The sequence below is a fragment of the Streptomyces sp. Mut1 genome (genome assembly GCF_030719295.1).
Lineage (GTDB): Bacteria > Actinomycetota > Actinomycetes > Streptomycetales > Streptomycetaceae > Streptomyces > Streptomyces castrisilvae.
Genome location: NZ_CP120997.1, coordinates 4,587,482 through 4,605,949, shown reverse-complemented (window position 1 = coordinate 4,605,949; position 18,468 = coordinate 4,587,482). Strand labels below are relative to the sequence as shown.

The 18,468-nt window shown below is 73.5% G+C and carries 17 protein-coding genes; 3 read left to right on the top strand and 14 right to left on the bottom strand.

Going from position 1 to position 18,468, the window contains the following annotated elements; all coding sequences use genetic code 11:
* Window positions 1-36 precede the first annotated feature (36 nt).
* Together P8A18_RS19935 and P8A18_RS19930 are read right to left on the bottom strand one after the other, a co-directional pair.
* Window positions 37-1,719, bottom strand: coding sequence for an asparagine synthase-related protein (locus tag P8A18_RS19935; RefSeq protein ID WP_306056293.1), 1,683 nt, complete (start codon window positions 1,717-1,719; stop codon window positions 37-39).
* A 156-nt stretch (window positions 1,720-1,875) separates the two neighbouring features.
* The gene (locus P8A18_RS19930; RefSeq protein WP_306056291.1) at window positions 1,876-2,070 is read right to left on the bottom strand and encodes a hypothetical protein; all 195 of its coding nucleotides are present in this window, start codon (window positions 2,068-2,070) and stop codon (window positions 1,876-1,878) included.
* Window positions 2,071-2,245: 175 nt separating this feature from the next.
* On the opposite strand from P8A18_RS19930, the gene P8A18_RS19925 reads away from it, so the two are divergent.
* A complete protein-coding gene (locus tag P8A18_RS19925; RefSeq protein WP_511101554.1) occupies window positions 2,246-3,676 on the top strand; it encodes an NsdA family TPR-like regulatory protein in 1,431 nt (476 codons plus the stop codon).
* Window positions 3,677-3,787: 111 nt separating this feature from the next.
* Here the strand turns inward: P8A18_RS19925 and P8A18_RS19920 are convergent, their stop codons facing one another.
* The gene (locus tag P8A18_RS19920) at window positions 3,788-4,036 is read right to left on the bottom strand and encodes a DUF397 domain-containing protein (protein ID WP_306056287.1); all 249 of its coding nucleotides are present in this window, start codon (window positions 4,034-4,036) and stop codon (window positions 3,788-3,790) included.
* Window positions 4,033-4,797 (bottom strand): DUF5753 domain-containing protein, encoded by a 765-nt coding sequence (locus P8A18_RS19915; protein WP_306056285.1) that lies wholly within the window; start codon window positions 4,795-4,797, stop codon window positions 4,033-4,035. Before P8A18_RS19915 ends, P8A18_RS19920 begins: the two co-directional genes overlap by 4 nt.
* A gap of 135 nt (window positions 4,798-4,932) precedes the next feature.
* Here P8A18_RS19915 and P8A18_RS19910 point away from each other — a divergent pair, with 135 nt between their 5' ends.
* Window positions 4,933-5,337 carry a hypothetical protein gene (locus P8A18_RS19910; protein WP_306056283.1) on the top strand — a complete coding sequence of 135 codons (405 nt, stop codon included), beginning with the start codon at window positions 4,933-4,935 and terminating at the stop codon, window positions 5,335-5,337.
* A 5-nt stretch (window positions 5,338-5,342) separates the two neighbouring features.
* On the opposite strand, the gene P8A18_RS19905 is transcribed toward P8A18_RS19910, so the two are convergent.
* Complete coding sequence (locus P8A18_RS19905) at window positions 5,343-5,990, bottom strand: TetR/AcrR family transcriptional regulator (protein ID WP_306061026.1); 648 nt, start codon at window positions 5,988-5,990, stop codon at window positions 5,343-5,345.
* 160 nt (window positions 5,991-6,150) lie between these two features.
* On the opposite strand from P8A18_RS19905, the gene P8A18_RS19900 reads away from it, so the two are divergent.
* Window positions 6,151-7,614 (top strand): MFS transporter, encoded by a 1,464-nt coding sequence (locus P8A18_RS19900; protein WP_306061024.1) that lies wholly within the window; start codon window positions 6,151-6,153, stop codon window positions 7,612-7,614.
* Window positions 7,615-7,644: 30 nt separating this feature from the next.
* Here P8A18_RS19900 and P8A18_RS19895 read toward each other — a convergent pair whose 3' ends face one another.
* The 9 genes from P8A18_RS19895 to P8A18_RS19855 all read right to left on the bottom strand — a co-directional run bounded on the left by P8A18_RS19895 (window position 7,645) and on the right by P8A18_RS19855 (window position 18,464).
* Window positions 7,645-8,397 (bottom strand): NADase-type glycan-binding domain-containing protein, encoded by a 753-nt coding sequence (locus tag P8A18_RS19895; RefSeq protein ID WP_306056281.1) that lies wholly within the window; start codon window positions 8,395-8,397, stop codon window positions 7,645-7,647.
* A gap of 478 nt (window positions 8,398-8,875) precedes the next feature.
* Entirely contained in the window at window positions 8,876-9,442 is a 567-nt protein-coding gene (locus P8A18_RS19890) for a phage tail protein (RefSeq protein WP_306056279.1), read from the bottom strand.
* A complete protein-coding gene (locus P8A18_RS19885) occupies window positions 9,439-11,400 on the bottom strand; it encodes a putative baseplate assembly protein (protein ID WP_306056277.1) in 1,962 nt (653 codons plus the stop codon). Before P8A18_RS19885 ends, P8A18_RS19890 begins: the two co-directional genes overlap by 4 nt.
* Complete coding sequence (locus P8A18_RS19880) at window positions 11,400-11,825, bottom strand: gp25 family contractile injection system sheath assembly initiator (RefSeq protein ID WP_018553071.1); 426 nt, start codon at window positions 11,823-11,825, stop codon at window positions 11,400-11,402. The genes P8A18_RS19885 and P8A18_RS19880 overlap by 1 nt, the downstream gene beginning before the upstream one ends.
* Window positions 11,822-12,139: a PAAR domain-containing contractile injection system baseplate protein gene (locus P8A18_RS19875; protein WP_306056275.1), complete on the bottom strand. Its 318-nt coding sequence runs from the start codon at window positions 12,137-12,139 to the stop codon at window positions 11,822-11,824. The genes P8A18_RS19880 and P8A18_RS19875 overlap by 4 nt, the downstream gene beginning before the upstream one ends.
* Window positions 12,140-12,247: 108 nt before the next feature.
* Window positions 12,248-14,017, bottom strand: a complete 1,770-nt coding sequence (locus P8A18_RS19870) for a VgrG-related protein (RefSeq protein ID WP_306056274.1) — start codon at window positions 14,015-14,017, stop codon at window positions 12,248-12,250.
* On the bottom strand, window positions 14,014-14,751 hold the full coding sequence (locus tag P8A18_RS19865) for a CIS tube protein (protein ID WP_306056272.1): 738 nt from the start codon (window positions 14,749-14,751) through the stop codon (window positions 14,014-14,016). The genes P8A18_RS19870 and P8A18_RS19865 overlap by 4 nt, the downstream gene beginning before the upstream one ends.
* Window positions 14,752-14,821: 70 nt before the next feature.
* Window positions 14,822-15,247 (bottom strand): phage tail protein, encoded by a 426-nt coding sequence (locus P8A18_RS19860; protein ID WP_306056270.1) that lies wholly within the window; start codon window positions 15,245-15,247, stop codon window positions 14,822-14,824.
* Window positions 15,248-15,263: 16 nt separating this feature from the next.
* A complete protein-coding gene (locus P8A18_RS19855; protein WP_306056269.1) occupies window positions 15,264-18,464 on the bottom strand; it encodes a hypothetical protein in 3,201 nt (1,066 codons plus the stop codon).
* Between the last annotated feature and the right edge of the window lie 4 nt (window positions 18,465-18,468).

Here is an 18,468-nt window from a genome sequence, read left to right as displayed (position 1 = left end):
CCCTGCAGCGGGCGAAATGGACGTGCTGGGGGATCGTCAGCACGCTGCCTCCCGCCCGGGTGTCGTGAGCAGGCGTTCGCGGGCGGCGAGCCACTGGCAGGTCATCACCAGACGCTGAAGGTCGTACAGGTCGCCCGCAGCCGTTCCGCCGACGCGGGCGAGGGCGGCGAGCGCCGGCTCGGCGTCCAGAAGACCGTTCGTGGCGAGCGGGCTGGTACGGATCAGGTCGGCCAGTGCCGGGCGGTGGTGCACCATGCCGGCGGTGAGTTGACGGCTGAACGAGCCCTTGGAGGTGCGCCCGGTCAGCCACGGCGGTAGGAAGGGCAGCGCGGCGGCGAGCAGCGGCTTGAAGGTGGTCACCCCGTGCCGTTCCACCGGGGTGATCGTGAACGCGGCCCGTACGACCTGGTTGTCGAGGAACGGGTGCACCTGCCGTATCCGCCATGGACGGGTCAGCGGGACCGTGTCCCGGGCATCCGCCCCCACCAGGCGCAGCGAGGTCCGCTGCTCGGCCAGGTCCGCACGGGCCTCCGTCGTCGCAGCCGAGGCGGCCTCCCGGAGCATGCCTGCGACCTGCTCGCGGCCATGGGGGGTCAGCCACTTCGCGGACTGGCCCAGGTGGCACCAGGACCACACCCCTGACCGCCGGTGGCCGAAGTCCGCGCGCTCCACCCGGTCGGCGGCCCGCGTGAGCGCTTCGTCATGGGTGATGGACGCCGCCCGGGTCACGGCCTGCCACAGATCACGCGGTGGCCGGTTCCGGGCCCTGGCCCAGCCGGTCACCTGCCGACGGGCCGCGCGGCGGTCGCCGCACTGCACCATCCCGATCCACGCCGCGCTGCACGAGTCCAGGACGATGTCGCCGCCATTGCCGGTGAAGTGCAGCGGCAGCCCGGCCGCCGGACGTAAGTACAGGGCGTGCTGAGCGCACGTCAGGCTCAGGGCCGCGGGCTGGTCGGGCACCGGCTGATCCCATGACCAGCCGAACGGCAGCTCCTTGGGCCCGCCCGCACCGACCTTCAGCTCCGTGCCCATGTGCGACGCCACCCGCCGGGCGAAGTCCAGATCCTCGCTGCTGGTGAAGCGGTCCGCGTACGTGACCGCTCGTATCGACCCGGCACGCGAGGCAAGAATGGCCAGAGTGGAGGAGTCCAATCCCCCGGACACATCGGCGCCGACAAGCCCGTCCGCCTCCTCCATCCGCCATTGCACCGCCCGCTCCAAGGCGTCGGCGGACACCGGCGCGCCCTGCTCCAGCGTCGCCGACGGGGCGTAGCCGCTGACGTCGACAAGCACCGGTTCCCCGCCCAGCAGAAGGCCGAACCCCGCCGGAACCGCGTGCACGCCGTCGTAGACGGTGCGCCCCGGCCAGTGTTCGGCTCCTGCGGTGATCCGTGCGGCCAGGAACGGCAGGTCCGGGAGCGCGTCCTGGTGCACGGCCAGGCGCTGGGCACTCGTCGACCAGATGCAGCCGGGCTGCCGGGCGTAGAAGATGCTGCGGAGGCCCGACAGGTCCCCGCAGACGAAGCTGTGCTTACCGGCCCGCGCGACCACCCAGTACGACCCCGGCAGTGCCATCAGGTCGGACCAGCGCCGTTCGGCCACGGCCGCGAGCAGCCCGGATTCCTCGGCCGTGGTCAGTAGGAAGTCGCCTACCAGCGCGATCCGTACTTGTTCTGAGGCCAGGACACGCACCTGGCAGTCCGGGCCCACTCGCATGTCCGGCAGACCGACGACAGGCGTGCCAGCGCACCATGCCCGAGTCGAAGCACCACCGGTGATCCACTCCCCGTCCATCCCTGTTCCCCTTCCTTCAACGGGCCAAAGGGGCCGGCGAACCCGCCGGCCCCTCCGGAGTTCACCGTGCGGTGTCGCTCACTCGAAGAACATGGCGCCGCTGTTGTCGCCGTCGTTGTTCGGCTGCCGGCCCAGGGTCGCCGCCTCGGCGGAGAAGGACTCGGGGAGCTCGATGGTGATCTCGGCGGGCTGGGTCTCGATGGTGTTCATGGCTACCTCCGTGATGTGGATGATCCGGATGGTGCTGCCACGGCGCTTGTTCGCTGCGGCCATGAACAGATCACCACTGATCACCGATGACCGGGACTCGGCGAACCTTGGCGAAGAACGGCGAAGGTCCCGGCGCGCGACGGCGGGTCGCTCGGCGAATTCCGGCGAATTACTCGGCCCTGTTCCGTGCCGCACGCCCGGCTTCTACGCTGGTCGGATTCAGCACCCGGAGGCGTCCATGGGAAGGCCCCCGACCGACCGGCGGCCCAACGCGTTACTGGCTCACTGGCTCACCCGCACCGGCATGTCCCGCGTAGGACTGGCCCGCGCCGTCACCGACCGCGCCGCCGAACTCGGACACCGGGGCATCGGCACAGACGAGAGCCGCGTACGCCGCTGGCTCAAGGGCGAGACACCCCGCCCGCCCGTACCGCAGCTCATCACGGACGTCATCAACACCCGCCTCGGCCTGCACCTCACCTGCGCAGACCTCGGCTTCCCCGGCCCCGGAGACGTCGAAGGCGCCCGCCGCCATCCGGATTTCCCGTGGGAGGCACCCAGCACCATCGACGCCCTGACAGACATCGCCCGGAGCGAATTCATGCTGCCGACCACCCGCACCGGCGCCGACGCGCAAGGCGTGCACGCCGGGGACGATCTGCTCGCACCCCTCCAGCACTGGGCCTCGGCCGCCCCCACCGGCGACGGACCCGAAGCGGTGGCCACACGCTCAGGGCGCATCGGAACCGCTCAGGTCAAAGGCATCCGGGCTGCCACCGCAACCTTCCGGGAACTGGACAACCGCCACGGCGGAGCCCTCTCCCGCAAAGCCGTCCTCGGACAGCTCGATGACGCCGTCGCCATGCTGAACTCGTGCTCCTACACCACGGCGACCGGCCAGGCCCTCTTCTCCGCCGTCGCCGACCTCGGGTCGGTGGCCGGATGGATGACCTTTGACGCAGGCCGTCACGCCTCCGCACAAAGGCTGTTCGTCACCGCCCTGCACGCCGCCTCCGAAGGCGGAGACAAGGCCCTGGGCGCTCACATCCTGCAATGTATGGCCCGGCAGATGTCCCACCTGGAACGCTACGAGGACTCGCTCGATCTGATCGCGCTCGCCCAGTTCGGCGCCCGCCGCCGCCTGTCCCCCGCCACCGTCTCGATGCTCGCCTCCCTCGAAGCCCGCTTCCACGCCATCCTGGGTAACCTCGACGAGAGCGAGCGGGCAGCCGACCACGCCCAAGAGGCGTTCACCCGCGTCGCGTCCGGCGCCGAACCCGCACACATGACGTTCTTCGACTCCGCGGAACTGTCCGCCACCATCGGAGTAGCGCACCAGATCGCCGCCAAGCACAGCACCGGCTCACATCGCGCAAGGCGCGCCGAGAAGTCCGTTGCGCTGATCAGTCACGCACTCGACAACCGGCCCGAGCACCGCGTACGCAGCAAAGCCTTCGACCACCTCGGCCTGGCCCGCAGCTACGTCGCGGCCGAAGAACTCGACGGCGCTCTGCTGGAAACCGAGCGCGCACTCGACCTCTTCGGCATCATCGAATCCCGCCGCGTCGCCGACCGCCTCGTGGAACTCCATGACGAAGCCGAGCCCTTCGCCGGTGGAAGAAGCGGCGGAAGGCTGCGAGAACTCATCGCCGCTGCCGCAGTGGTGTGAACGAAAGCTCCGGCGATCCGCACGGTCCCGCGCGTCGCAGGCTGTCTGGAGAGCGGCGTAGCCGTTCTCCAGAGCCTCCTTGCGGGGAACGGCCGCCCCCGGACTCGGTGGTCAGTTCGCGGTCGCGTGGTCCAGGAACGCGGTCCAGGCGGTCGGGGCGACGGCGAAGGTCGGGCCGTCGGTGACCTTGGAATCGCGGACGTGGACGGTGTGGGGGCAGGTGGCCACCTCTACGCAGGCGCCGCCCGTGTTACCGCTGTAGCTGGACTTGTGCCAGTTGTAGGCCACTTCGATGCAGGCTTCGCCCTCGTTGTTGCTGTAACTGGACTTGAACCAGGCCAGCCCGGCTACGTCGCTCACAGTTGCCTCACCTTCGTCTCGATGACCTCTACGGACTTCCAGGGATTGAGTGCCTGAGCCCGCAGGATGCCGAAGAGGTCCAACATGTCGCCCACCTGCTCCGGCTTCGAGAACAACCTACCGCCGCCCTGCGCCTCCGCGAACAGCAGAGCGCGGCCTTCCGCCGTGGTCATCAGCTGCATCGGGCCGTTCAACCCCGCGTGCGTGTGCTGCGCGGACGGCATCACCTGCACCGTCAGGTGGTTGTAGCGCTCAATGCAGTCGAGCAGGTGCAGCAGTTGTTCCTTGAGCACCTCTGGCCCACCCAGCGTTCGGTCGAGCACCGATTCCTCGATGACGAACCCAACCCGCGGCGGCGGCGTACGGTCCAGTACCGTCTGCCGTTCCAGCCGCGCCGCTACGTGCTGGATGATCTCGGCCTCCGAGTACGCCGGAACACGGGCGCGGTACAGCGCGAGCGCGTACGCCTCCGTCTGGAGCAGACCGGGGATCAGCATCGTCTCGTACCCGCTGATCACCCGAGCCGTGCGCTCCAACTTGGCCCAGTCCAGGAACTTCGGCGCGTACTTCTCCTCGTCCACCAGATCGCAGCACGCCTTCAGCGCCCCGTTCGCCCGGTACAGGACCTCGGCGTCCGTCAGCAGGTCCAGCGACGGGATGCGCTCCGCGCGTTCCACCGCGCCCAGCAGCGATTCCGAGACGAGCAGGCTCTCCGACGCCGTCTTCTGCGTGAACCTCGCCTGCACCCGGTGAATGCGCATCAACTCCCCTACGAGCCTGCGCCCGTGACTCACCTCTTCGCTCGTCCCCACAGACCACCGCCCCTTCCTCACATCGCCCCGATGTGGATCGTGTCCTCCTGGTCACGCTACGCATACGGCGGAATGCTCGTAGCCATGACGCAGAAGAATCTCCCCGAATGGGTTCCCTCCTCGGGGCTCCAACTCCATCTCACCGGCATCCACTTCGACGCCATTCGGCTGCGCGGCGTCCGGGGTGAGGCGGTGGTGCACCATCTGGTGACGCTCACGGACGGCGATCCCGGGCCGGTGGTGCGGGAGATCGCCGGGGCGCGGTGGACGTACTTCCTGCTGGAGCCCGGGGCGAGCCAGGACTTCGACTGGCCGCCCGGCGCGAAGTGCTTCGGGCCGGCCGTGCGGGACCAGTACGTGGGGATTCCGGCGGCGCACGGCAACACGTATCCGCTGAGCTGGCGTTGCGGGGCGCCGAAGGACGGGGACTTCGTGGACGCGGAGTTGCTGCACGGCGTGGTGACCGCGCAGCTCGTGGCCGGGGAGTAGGCGGCTCAGGTGCCGGACTGGCGGCGGAGGCCGGCCAGGGTCAGTTCCAGGGCGGCGAGGAACTGCTCCTTGTCGTCGTGGCCGTCGAACTCGTCCACGATCTCGTGCAGGAACGGGTACTCCTCGGTGTCGAGCTCACGCCACATCTCGGCGTAGCGACCGAGGAACTCCTCGCGGCCCACCGAGCCGTCCAGCACCTCCTGGGGCGGTTCCTGGCCCAGATCGGCCGCGCTGCCGGCCACGACGGCCACGATCGCCGTGACGGCGTGGAACCGCTGGCGTGGGGTGAGGTCGAGGCGGAGCGTCTGCTGCCCCAGCTTCTCGTAGAGCCGCAGCGCGTTGCCGTGGGTGCCGATGTCCTGCATGAAGCGCCCGCCCAGCCACGGCCGGTCCACGATCGCGTCGAACAGGGTGACGGCCATCACGCGCAGGACATCGATCGGGTCCCCGCTGCGGTCCTGTTTCTCGACGGCCGTCAGGACCCCGCCGAGCACGTGGTCCATGGCGCGATCGAGCAGGTCGTCCTTGCCCGAGACGTACCAGTAGATGCTGCCGACGCCGGTGCCGAGCCGGGTCGCGAGGGCCCGCAGGGTCAGCGCCGGCTCCCCCGCCTCATCGAGCAGGGCCACCGCTGCGGTGAGAACGGCGTCGATGGAGTGCGAGGCGCGCCGGCGCCCCCGGGTCGGGCGGTCGGCGGGGCTGGGACGGGGGCCGGTCATGGGTCACATCCAATCACGCTTGCCTCATCATCGAACGGCGTTCTATCGTAGAACGTCGTTCGATAGTCGGCGACGTTCCCTGAGGAGGCCCGCCATCGCCACGACCGCCACCACTTCCGCCCCCACCCCACCGCGTACGTATCCCTCGCTGCGCGCCGCCTGGATACCCCTGGCCGCGCTCTGCCTGGCCTTCTTCGTCGAGATGGTCGACAACACCCTTCTCTCGATCGCGCTGCCCACCATCGGCCGGGACCTCGGCAGCGGCACGACCGCGCTCCAGTGGGTCACCGGCGCGTACTCGCTGACGTTCGGCGGCCTCCTGCTGACGGCAGGGTCGCTGGCCGACCGGCTCGGGCGCCGGCGGGTGCTGCTGGTCGGCCTGGCGGTGTTCGGTCTGCTGAGCCTGGCCGTCGTCGCCGTCACCACCACCGGGGAACTCATCACGCTGCGTGCCGGTCTCGGCATCGCCGCCGCCGCGATGGCCCCCATCACCAACTCGCTGGTCTTCCGGCTGTTCGACGAAAAGGCGCTGCGGATGCGCGCGATGACGCTGATGATCGTCGTCGGCATGTCCGGCTTCGTCCTCGGCCCGCTGCTCGGCGGCACCGCCCTCGCGCACGTCCGGTGGCAGTGGCTCCTGCTCGTCAACGCCCCGATCGCGCTGATCGCCGCCTTCGGCATCCGCCTCGGCGTCCCGGCCGACCGGCCGCAGGACCTGACGCAGGACAAGCTCGACCTGCCGGGCGCCGTCCTGAGCGTCACCGCCATCGGACTCGCCTGCTACGCGCTGACCAGCGGTGTCGAGCACGGCTGGCTCTCCGTGAGCACCCTCGCCTCGGTTCTCGGCGCCCTCGCGGCGGGGATCGCGTTCGTGTGGCACGAGCGCCGCAGCGCGGCACCCATGCTGGACCTCCGCCTCTTCGCCAGCGGCACCGTCCGGGGCGCCGCCATCGCGCAGATCGGCACGGCCATCGCGATGGCAGCGGTGATGTTCGGCCTGATCCTGCACTTCCAGTACGCCTACGGGTGGAGCCCCGTGCGGGCCGGCCTGGCGAACCTGCCGCTCATCGTGACCATGATCGCGGCGACCCCCCTGTCCGAGTGGCTCGCGGGAAGGTTCGGCCACCGCGTCGCCTGCCTGGTCGGCGCCGCCTGCCTGGCCGGCTCGCTGGGCGCCCTGTCCTGGGGCGTCGACCACGGGTACGGCGTCATCGCCGCCTGCATGGTCCTGATGACCGTCGGGCTGCGCACCATCATGACGATCTGCGCCATCGCGCTCGTCGACGCGATGCCGGAGAACCGCACGTCCATCGGTACGGCGCTCAACGACACCGCCCAGGAGGTCGGAACCAGCATCGGTACCGCCGTGGTCGGCACCCTGATCGCCGCGCTGGTCACCACGCAGCTGCCCGCGGGCGCCTGGAGCAGCGCCCTGGTGGCGTCCTTCTTCCACGGCGAGCGGATCACCTACGCCGTGCTGGCGGTCGTCGTCGGCCTGGTCGCGGCCGGCGGCGCGCTGACCCTCACCGACTCCCGCGCCACCGAGGAGGCCCACTGAGGCCGGCGGCGCGGGAGGACGGCGCCACCCTCACGTGCGCTTGAAGTACTCGATCTCCCCCAGGGCGATCGGGCCTCCGCCCTCCTGCCCCGCCGCCTCCCGCACGACGAACTCGATCGAGACGACGTCGCTGATGCCGGTCCGCAGCGTCTGCTTTCCGGGCCGGTCCCCGAGGGGCATGGCCTCCTCGTGGATCGTGCCGTCCTTCGACTTGATGATCAGATCGGCCTTGACCGGCCTCGCGCCCGTCTTGAAGACCTCGGGCTTCTTCGACACCCCGGTGTAGACCGTGACACCGACCAGCCGGAACGGCTCGTCGAACTCGGCGGTCAGCGAGTCGCCGACCTGCTCCGCGCCCCAGTAGGTGTTCGTCACCGTGTCTATGGCCTCCTTCGCCGGGTGCCCGGGGGCGGCGGCGCTCGCGGAGACGTGTTCGGGGCTGATCTGTGCCGTGCCGCCGCGCTTGTCGCGTACGTCCTCGAACACGTAGCGCCCGGCCGGGATCAGCAGGTAGCCCGCGACCAGGAGACCCGCTATCACCAGGGCGATCAGGCTCGCCCGCAGCAGCCTGCCCGAGCCCGCCCGCACCCGGCGGTTGAACGGCCACCGCGTCCGCCACCAGGGCAGCGGCGCGGCCTGCGCCCGCGGCTTCAGCGGGGAGGCGCAGTTGCGGCAGAACGTACGGCCCGGCCGGTTGGGCGTCCGGCACGACGGGCACGGCTCGCCGTCCGGCTCCTCGTCCACCGCCACCGGCCTGACGGTCGGCCGCGCGGCGATCGGCACGCCGGGCCGCACCGCCCCCACGGGCTCGTCGGCGGGCTCCGGTTCGGGTTCCGGTCGCGGACTCGGCTCCGGCCGTGCCGGCCGCACCGGTTGTACGGGGGCGGGCGCGGGAGCGGGAGCGGCCGGTTGTACGGGGGCGCGGCGCGGCGCCGGGGGCGCGGGCGGGGGTGTGGGTGCGGGTGCGGCTGTGGGCGGGGGCGTCGCTTCCGGTGCCGGGGGTGCCGGGGGTGCCGGGGCCGTGCTCGGTTCCGGGGTCGGGGGCGTGCTCGGCTCCGGGGTCGGCGCAGGGGTCCGGGTCGGCGCCGCCGGAGTCGTAGCCGTAGACGGCCTTTCCGGTTCCGGTTCCGGTTCCGGCGTCGGTGCCGGGGGCTCCGGCCGGGCGCTCCGCGTCGACCAGCCCAAGTACGTACCGCAGCTCCCGCAGAAGTCCTCGTTCTCGTCGTTGGCGGCGCCGCAGGCCGGGCACGGGCGCGTCATGTCAGGCTCCTGTCTCGTCGGCCGGGGCGCCCGGCAGGATCTCCACCCGGCAGGTGAGGTGGGCCGGGCACGAGGCCCGGACCACGGTCAGGACGCGGGCCGCGTCCACCGTGCGTCCGGCCGGGGGCCTGACCCGGACCAGCAGTTCCCCGGTCGGGGCAGGAGGGAGTTCTCCCCCCGCCTCCGACGACCAAACCGCGCCGCCGCCGTCCTGGATGTCGGCCTCGACGCCGAAGCAGAGCCTCAGGTGTTCCGTGAGGCCCCGGCGGGTGCCGCGCCAGCGGTGGAGTTCGACGGCGCGGGCGACGGCCGCGCGGCGCAGGGCCGCCGGCCAGGACGGGTCGATGCCCGCGTCGACCCAGGAAGACAGCCAGGGCAGGAAGTCCTCGGGGGCGAGCGCGGGATCGAAGTAGGCCGGGAGGTTGTCCAGGGTGGACAGGATGGGGGCCAGGACCGTGTCCAGGCCCGCCGTGAAGCGCTGGGCGAGGTCGTCGTCCGCGTACAGGGCGGGCAGCAGCTCGCCGATCGGGTAGCGGCTGGGGAGTCCGGGGACGGCGGCCCTGGTCATCGGCGCTCACCGGGCCCGGACACCGTGACGGCGATCTGGTGCTGGTGGGAGAAGACCAGGGCGTCGGCCGCGACGTCGATGCGGTCGGCCGCCCCGCCGCGCCGGCCGGTGAGCGGGTCGGCGGGGAACAGCCGGACCTCCTCCACCAGGCGCACCCCGGGCACGCCCTGGAGTACGGCGAAGACCTCGCCGTACTGCACGGGCCTGCCGAAGGGCCAGCCGGTGCCGTCCGCACCGCCCCGCAGCGGGTCGATGTGGCGGAACAGGGCGTCGAGCGCGGCGCCCCTGACCCGGTCCGCCTCGCCCTCGTCCGCCACCAGGTTCGCGACGACGGTGACGCCCTGATAGGCGGGGGGTTCCACGATCAGGCGGGTGCCGACGAGCCGGCGCTCGTCGAGCCGGGCGGCCACGGCGGCGAGCACCGAGTCCGGCGGGATCAGCTGCTCGAACCGCAGCCGGCCGCCCTCGTCGGGGACCGCGTCCGGCACCACCAGGACCCGTACGGCGCCGCCCTCGCCCGCGACGGCGGGCAGGCAGCGGACCCGGCGCAGCGAGGGGGCGGCCTCCCGGGCGATGGCCTCGTGGTCCTCGGCCGTGACGGCGCGCTCCTGGACGCGCAGGATCTGGGGTGCGCGCGCCTTCGCGTTCTCGACGGTCTCGCCGTCGACCCCGCCGCGCGCCGCCTCGCGGTTGTCGACACCGGCGACGTACGGGACGGAGCTGCGCAGGACGCGGATGGCGCCGCGCGCCACGTTGCCCGCGGCCCCGCCGCCCGTGCGGTACTGCGCGATCCGGAGCTGGGCGCCCTTCGGGGGCACCACCCCGTAGGCACGCATCGTGCCGTCCGCCTCGCGGACCTCCGGCGGGAAGGCGAACCGGCCGGTGACAGCGTCGATCCGGACGTGCCGGTCGCCCGGGGACGAGGCGCCGAAGTGCTCCACCGGGGTCCAGGTCTGCCAGCCCCGGTCCGACGACACCTGGACGGCGGGGGGTTCCGCGTCCAGCAGGATCGGCGTGCGGGGCACGGAGAACGTCTGCCCCGCGACGCCCTCGGAGGTGCCGAGCGGGACGTCGAGCACCGTCTCCGCGTGCTCGACGCCCATGGTGCCGCCGACGGTGAAGACCTCGGCCTCGCGGATCGTCGGGGACTCCGCGTAGAAGGGCTGGCCCGGCGCTGCCTCGGTGACGCGGCAGCGCAGCCATCCGGCGCGGGTGCCGGCCGTGACGGACGCGGTGTGCCCGGCGGGCACGAACACCGTTATCTCACCGGGCTTGTTGAGCCCGCCCGTGGAGTCGGTGCCGGTCGCGCACGGCACCCAGCGGGCGCCGTCCCACGCCTCCCACACCAGCGGCGGCTGCCGGGGGTCGACGCCGACGCCCTCCACCCGGCTGTCCAGGCGTACGGCGACGATGCACCGGGGAACGGCGGTGGGCAGCCCGAACAGCAGGGCGTCACCGGGCGCGGGCCGGCGCTGGAAGCAGGGGATGTCCTTGCCCTCGCCGAGCGGCCCGGTGCGGTCGGTCTGCTCGCCGGAGGCCGGAACGGTGACCAGGCGGATCAGGGAACTCGGCACGATCGCCAGGTCATCCTCGGTCGAGAAGACCACCGCTTCCTCGGTCTCGCCGCGTGCGGTGGCGACCTCCGTGCCGGCCGGGAGGCGCACGGTGTCCGGCTGCGGCGCGGACAGCCAGAAGTCGACGTCGGCGCGGGCGGCCGTCGGCGGGAACAGCTGTACGCCCAGCAGGTCGAGGAAGGCGAAGTAGTTCCGGTCGGGTACCCGGTTCAGCCTGTACAGCAGCTGGTCGACCATGTACGCGAACGTCTCGATCAGCGTGACCCCGGGGTCCGACACGTTGTGGTCGGTCCACTCGGGCGAGCGCTGCTGGACGTACCGCTTGGCCTCGTCCACGAGCTGCTGGAAGCGCCGGTCGTCCAGGTTGGGCGGGGGCAGGGACATCAGCGGGCTCCCGTTTCCGCGACGCCGCCGGACGACGGGATCGTGTAGAAGGGGAAGACGAGGTTGCGCAGGTTGTTGGTGGACCGCACGGTGTAGTGCACGTCGATGTAGAGGGTGCCCTCCTCGACGGTGTCGAAGGCGACGACCACATCCCGTACGTCGATGCGCGGCTCCCACCGCTCCAGCGACACCCGCACCTCGTGGGCGATGCGCCCGGCCGTCGCGCCGTCGCCCGGCGCGAAGACGTAGTCGTGGATGCCGCAGCCGAACTCGGGGCGCATCGGCCGCTCCCCGGGCGCGGTGCCCAGCACCAGACCGATGGCCTCCTCGATCTCCTGCTCGCGCTCGACCATGCCGATGCCGCCCGTGGCGCCGACCCGCAGCGGGAAGCCCCAGCCGCGTCCGATGAATCCGCCCTCGCTCACATCGGGCCTCCGATCAGGACGTTCGGCGCCCCGGCGACGATCTTGGCGCCGCAGCTCGTGGTGTCGCCCATGCGGGCGGCCGGCAGCCCGCCGATCATCACCGCGCCGCCGACCAGGGCGGCCGGGTTCGGCATGACGACGTTCCCCGGGCCCAGCAGGGCGTGCGGGGGGATGACACACACGTGGAGGCTTCCGGTGACGGCGGCCGGCTTGCCACCGATCAGCACGGTGACGACGGCCACCGCGCCCGGTGGCGGGGTGCCGATGACGCCTCCGTGGACGGTGGGGTCGCCCGTACGGGCTGCGGGGGGCATGGCTGCTGGTCTCCTTGCTGTGTCTGTCTATCTGTATCTGTCTGTCTGTCTGTCTGCGCTGTATCTGTCCGTCTGTCTGTATCTGTCCGTCTGTCCGTCTGTCTGCGGTCAGTTGATCCGGACGAGGGCCGCCTTCAGGACGGCGAGCAGGCCGCCGTCCACGGTGACGCCGGTCTTGCCGTTGACGGTCACCGACGCCCCCTTCACATGGACGTCGCCCAGGCCCGCGTCGAGCGTGATCCCGGTCCGGTCGAGGGACAGGGAGCTGAGCACCCGGGACGTGCCGCGCGCGTACACCTTCAGCGCGATCTCGCCCCGCCGCTCGTCGAGCATGACCTCCAACTGCTCGTCCCCGGTGGCGAGCCGCACGCCGGACGGGCCGCGCGGGGTGTCGAGAAGCTCGATCCGGTTGCCCGAACGGGACACCAGGGAGCGGCGGTTGACCTTGCCGCTGGTGGCGTCGACCAACGGGACGTCGTGCGGGGACGGCTTGTCGACGCCGTTGTAGAGGCCGCCCAGCACATAGGGGCTGTCCAGCAGCCCCTGCTCGAAGCCGACCAGCACCTCGTCGTTGACCTCGGGGCTGAACACCCCGCCGCCGCCCTGCCCGCCCCACTGCACCGTACGGACCCAGTCGGTGACGTAGGTGTCGTCCAGCCAGGGGAACTTGAGCTTCACCGAGCCGCGTTCGCCGCCTCCCCGGCCCTCGCGGATGTCGGTGACCACGCCGATCGCGAGGCCCGGCATGCGGGGGCCCGGCGGGGCCGTGCCGCCCGCTGTGAGCCCGGACAGGGAACGGTCGGGGGCGGTGCTGACCAGGAGCGTCGTGCGGTAGCCGCCGTGCGGGTCGAGGACGTGGTGGGCGGCCGTGGCGGTGTAGCGGCCGGCGAAGGCGGGGCCGACGTTGCCGAGGGCGACCGGTTCACCGGCCCGCAGCTTGGGGTTGCCCTCGACGACCGCCTCGATCTCCCCGAAGCCGGCGGAGACCCTTGCCGCGACCGCCCCGGCGACCGCGCCGGCCTCGGCCTGGGTCCGGTACGGGGTGTCGGCGACCGTCATCCGGGCGTTCGACCCGAACGCCCCGGCCGCGACGGACGGGCTCGTGCCCGGGACCACCGTCGTACTGCGCACGGACTGCTCGCGGGCCACCAGCTTCGTCTTGGTCTCCACGTCCCAGCCGCGCACCTCCACACTGTCCGCCCCCTCGGCACCGGTCAGCACGGCCCTGAGCGCCAGCAGGTTGCGCCCGTACTCCAGCACCATCGGGTGCTTGGTGGCGGAGGTGGACGGGGAGGGCGCCGATGCCGCGGGCTTCGGCTTCACGAACTGCAGTACGCCGTTCTCGTCCACCCGTACGTGCGCGCCGCACTCCCCCGCGAGGTACTGGAGGAAGTCCCAGTCCGAGATGTTCGGCTGGGTGAGCTGCTTGTACATGACGGGGGCCGCCTCGACCTTCCCGCAGGCCAGCCCGGCACCCGCGGCGACCTTGCGGACGATGTCGGCGGCCTTCATGTTGCGGAAGGCCACCACCTTGCGCCCGCGCCGCAGCCGGTGCGCCTTGGAGAAGGCGCGGACGACGGTGAAGGAGCCGGTGGTGTCGCTGTCGAGTTCGAGGGCGGTGACCTCTCCGGTGAACAGCCGCTCGCGCGCCTGCTCCTGGACGGTGACCACGGAGATCTTCAGCGGGGTGCCGATCGTGATCCCGGTGGCGGTGAGCAGCGTGTGGTACGGGTCGCGGTAGGTCAGTACGGCGGTGTCCGGGAGGCCGACGTTCTCGTCGACCTCGCAGCGCACCAGCTGGGCCGCCCACGCCTGGGGCAGCTCGCCGGGGGCCTCCACGATCGGGTCGGCGGCGAAGGAACGGGCGGGTCCGGTCACCGGGCTGCCTCCGGGGCGCGGTCTTCGGCGGCACGGTCCTCCAGCGCGGGCACCAGGAGTTCGGTGCCCGGGGCCAGCTGCATGGGATCGTCGATGTCGTTGGCCTCGGCGATCGTGCGCCAGGCGGTGGCGTCGCCGTACTCGCGCCAGGCGAGCAGCGGCAGGCTGTCCCCCGCGACGACGACATGCATCCGGCGTGCCTCCTTCGACCCGGACGTCGGGTTCTGGCCCGCCAGGTCGACGCTCGCCTCCTCGATGGTCAGCGAGCAGGAGGCGCGCAGCGGCTTCCCGTCCACGTCGAACAGCGTGTACGACACGGAGAGGCTCGACAGGATGCCGTCGAACGACGTCGTCTTCGATGTCCCCCAGTCGAAGCGCACCCAGGGCGTCGAGGGCTTCTTGCGGCCGAGGCTGCTCGCGGTGGGCACGCAGGCCGTCATCAGCTGCTCCACAGCCGCCTCCACGGAGTTGTCGTGGGTGGCGGTGGCGTCGAGGAAGACATCCAGGGACAGCGACCTGGGCCCGCTGCCCACGAACTCCGGCAGCGCGGACTCCTCGGCCGTCCTGGACGGGGTGCGGCGCCACTCGGTGGACTTGGACAGGGAGAGCGACGCCGGGTTGAACTGCAACGTGAGCTGGGCGAGCGTGCCGCCCGGTTTGAGGCCGACGTCCGGCGGCGGCTCCATGAGGGTCAGCTGAGCGCGTGCGCGGCTCGTCCGGGATTCGGCGGGCATGGGGTTCCTCCTTCCTGCACGTGTCCGTCTCGGTGGGGGCGGTGGGCGTGGCGGGGGTGCGGGTGGTTCATCAGGACGGCACCAGGCCCTCGTGCGCGATCTCCAGGGTCTCGATCGCCGGCTCGGAGCTGGACGGGTCGAAGGAGGGCCCCTGCCAGCGCACCGGCACGATGCCCTGGATCTGCCAGCTGATGATCCGGGTCAGGTTGGGGCGGAGCGCGACGATCTCGCCGTCCTTGCGTTCCACCCGCTGGGTCGTCTCGTTCAGCCAGCGCGCGATTTTCAGGGTGTCGGTGGTGACGGGACGGGTCAGCGTGATGTTGGTCCAGGTGATCCGGCCCGGCAGCTGCCAGGTGAACCCGTTGTTGCCGCCCTCGGCAAACTGCTCCAGCTCCACCTCGGCGCCGAGCCCCGAGCACGTGTGGAACTGCCCGAGGTCGCTTCCGCCGATGGCGAGCTTGAAGAACACGCTCGTCGCGAAGATGTTGTCCGTCATCTGCTGCTTTCTCTCTTCAGCGGCGGCCGTCGTAGGGGCGTCCGGAACGTTCCCTGCCGCGGCGCAGGTCCGCCCGGAGCAGCCTGCTTACCGGGTCGATCAGGCGCCGGGCCAGGTCTTCGACGTCCACCCCGGCGGCCTCGTTCGGGCGGGGCGCGGTGGGCACGGCGGGGGCGGCGGGACCGGTGGACGCCGCGCCCGGGGCGGGCTTCTTCTGGACCACCCGGACGGGGACCCCGGCCAGCCCGGCTTCGGCCACCGCCCGCTGGACCGCCTGCGCTCGGGGGTCGGGTTGCGGGGAGCGTCCGGCCCGGTTCTCGGGCTGCCGGTCCGGGGCGGGGCGCGAGGCGCGTACGGCGAGGGGCGGCGGCGCGCCGAACGGGCCGTCCTGCGGCGCGGGCCCGGCCGCCGGGGCGCCCGCCTCGGGCACCACCGGCATCGCGAGGCGCTGCACCGGCACGGCGGCGCCCCCGGGGCGCGGGGAGCCGGGCGGGTGCGGGCGCACGACGGGGACGGGCGCCGGTGCGGGCGGGGCGGACTGGCGGGCGGGGAGCGGTGGTTGGGCGGCGCCGGAGGTGGTGGGGCCGGTGTGGGCCGGTACGTCGGGGTGGGTGGCCCGCTGGACGGTGGTGTGGCGGGCGACCGGGGCGGGCGGGGTCGCCCGCGTGCGTGGGGCGGCCGGGGTGGTGCGGGTCTCCTGGTGCGTTTCCGGGCCCGGGGTGTCCGCCGGGCGCGGGGTGTCCCGTCGCCAGGTCGCGGGTACGACGGGGCGCGTGGCGGCGGCGGACGCCGGCGCCGAGAAACCCTCGGCCGCGCCGGTACGCACGGCCAGGGTGCGCCCGGCGAGCAGGGCGCGCGACCGCTGGACGATCAGGGGCTCGGGGCCGGAACCCGTGCCGGGCGTGCCGGGTCCCGGCGCCTGTCCGCCCGGTCCGCGTGAGGTGATCCGCCGGACGCGTACGGGGGCCACCGCGCCAGGGGGCGGGGAGGCGCGGCCCGTGTCCACGGCGGCGCGTTGGACGGCTGCGGGGTGGGCGGAGGGCGCGGAGGGCCCGGCGGGCGTTTGGCCGGGCAGGGTGCCGGGCGTGGTGCCGGGCTGGGCGCGCAGGGGCATGGCTGCGGGCGCGGGGGTGGCGGGCGCGGCGCCCGGCCGGTGCGGTGTCTGGGGGGTCGTGGGGCCCGGCCGTGCGCGGCGCGGGTCGCCCAGCAGCGGGGCGTCGCTCGCGGTGCCGGCGGTGGGCGGGAGCGCGGAGAGGGGCGCGCCGAGCCCGCCCCGGATGCGCGCCTGGGCGCCGGGGGTACGGGGCGCGGGGGCGTGCGCCGGGCGTGCGGACGGGGCGGCCGGGGACGCGGGTGCGGGCTGGACCGGCGTCGGGGCGGTGTCGGGGGCGGACCGCTGACGTTCCGTCGTCCGGTGCTCCGCCGGGCCCCGCTCGGGCTGGCCCCCGGCCCGCTGCGGGGAAGGAGCGGAAGGCGTGGCCGCGTCCTGCGTCTGCCGCTGGACCACGGGCAGGGCGGGCCCCGACGAGGAACCGGAACCGCCGTCCCGGGCGGCGGGCGTGACGAAGGGGGCCGCCTCGGGGGGCAGTTCACGCAACGGCTTGCCCAGCGCGGGGCGCATGGGCGGCGCGGCGGACGGGGCGGACGGGCTCGCGGAACGCTCCGGCGCGACCACGGGCGGGCGCTCCGTTGACCCAGCCCGGTCGGCGGGCGTGCCGGAAGCGGAACCGGGGCGAGGGCCGGAACCGGGGCCGGGGCCGGACGCCTTGGGCGCGGACGCATCCGCCTGCCGCCGCACCGCAGACGGACCGCTGTCCGCCGCCCCACGACCGGACTCCCCCGCCGCCCCGGTAGACGCGGACGCGTCCGCCTGCCGCTGCACCACGGGCAGGGCGGGCCCCGCAGAGACGCCCCCGCCATCGGCGGCGGCCGGGCCCGAAGGGCTCACGCCGGAGGGCAGTTGGCCCAGGGACTCACCCAGCGCGGGGCGCACGGGCGGCGGGGCGGACGGGCTCGCGGAACGCTCCGGCGCGACCACGGGCGGGCGCTCCGTTGACCCAGCCCGGTCGGCGGGCATGCGACCGGGGCCAGGGCCGGGGCGAGGGCCGGAACCGGGGCCGGGGCCGGACGCCTTGGGCGCGGACGCATCCGCCTGCCGCCGCACCACAGACGGGCCGCTCTCCGCCGCCCCACGACCGGACTCCCCCGCCGCCCCGGCAGACCCGGACGCATCCACCTGCCGCTGCACCACGGGCAGATCGGGCCCCGCAGAGGAACCCCCGCCCCCGGAAGCGGGCGGCACCGACGGGCCTACGCCGGGCGCCGGTTCACGCAGAGGCTCACCCAGAGCAGGGCGCACGGAAGCCGCGTCCGGCCCGCCGACAGCCGGACCCTCGGCGGCCCCCCGGCCGGGCGCGACCGGCGGCGCGGCCGGCACGAAGGCGGCCAGGTTCCGCAAGGGCGTCGCCGGACGCCGGGCGATGATCAGGGGCGCTGCGGTGCGCCGGGCCCGGACCGGGGCGGGCCGGGTCCGCACCGGTACGGCGGGGCCGCTCTCCCCGGGCGCGCGGGGCGCGGGGGCGGCGGGTGACGCGGAGCCGGACACGGCCGTAACCACCCGTCCCGGACGACCCCGGCCCGGAAGGGCGGGCGTACGCGTACTCCCGCTCCCCGCATCCGTATCCGCGCGGGCGCCCGATCCGCCCGCCGCGTCGGCGCCGGGCTGCCGGGCCGCCGAACCGCTGCCGGTGCGGGGCCGGGTGGTGCCGGGCCGCCGCTCGGCGGTCGGGGTGCCGGCTACGGAAGGCGCCACCGGCTCCTCCGGTGTACCGGCCGCCCGCAGGACGAGGGGCGCCGCCCCGGAGGAGGAGGCGGGCCGGGCGGCGCCGGGCCGGGCCACACCGTGGATGAGGCCGACCGGCGCGGAGGGCAGCACGGCGTGGCCCAGCTCGCCGCCGTACGCGACGTTCTGCCAGGAGGCGAGCCGGGACCTGAAGCGCAGGCCGTCGCTCACCCCGATCGAGGACCGGGCGACGGTCACCGTGGGCGGGGCGACCCGCCGCCAGCCGCCGTCCCAGTCCGCGCCGGACGGGGCTGCGGACCCGGCCGGTGCCGGTTCCGGTTCCGGGGTCGGAGCCGGTGCCGGTCCCGCGTCGGGGCCGCCGTCGCCGGCCGCCGCCGCGCGGGCCCGCCGCCGGAACAAGTCCCTGAACTCCACGCCC

Coding starts and splice junctions, on each gene's coding strand:
- P8A18_RS19875 (WP_306056275.1), bottom strand. CDS start 12,139: ATGCCCCCCGCAGCCCGTACGGGCGACCCCACCGTCCACGGAGGCGTC.
- P8A18_RS19860 (WP_306056270.1), bottom strand. CDS start 15,247: ATGACGGACAACATCTTCGCGACGAGCGTGTTCTTCAAGCTCGCCATC.
- P8A18_RS19890 (WP_306056279.1), bottom strand. CDS start 9,442: ATGACCAGGGCCGCCGTCCCCGGACTCCCCAGCCGCTACCCGATCGGC.
- P8A18_RS19915 (WP_306056285.1), bottom strand. CDS start 4,797: ATGCGCATTCACCGGGTGCAGGCGAGGTTCACGCAGAAGACGGCGTCG.
- P8A18_RS19935 (WP_306056293.1), bottom strand. CDS start 1,719: ATGCGAGTGGGCCCGGACTGCCAGGTGCGTGTCCTGGCCTCAGAACAA.
- P8A18_RS19910 (WP_306056283.1), top strand. CDS start 4,933: ATGACGCAGAAGAATCTCCCCGAATGGGTTCCCTCCTCGGGGCTCCAA.
- P8A18_RS19865 (WP_306056272.1), bottom strand. CDS start 14,751: ATGCCCGCCGAATCCCGGACGAGCCGCGCACGCGCTCAGCTGACCCTC.
- P8A18_RS19930 (WP_306056291.1), bottom strand. CDS start 2,070: ATGGCCGCAGCGAACAAGCGCCGTGGCAGCACCATCCGGATCATCCAC.
- P8A18_RS19925 (WP_511101554.1), top strand. CDS start 2,246: ATGGGAAGGCCCCCGACCGACCGGCGGCCCAACGCGTTACTGGCTCAC.
- P8A18_RS19885 (WP_306056277.1), bottom strand. CDS start 11,400: ATGTCCCTGCCCCCGCCCAACCTGGACGACCGGCGCTTCCAGCAGCTC.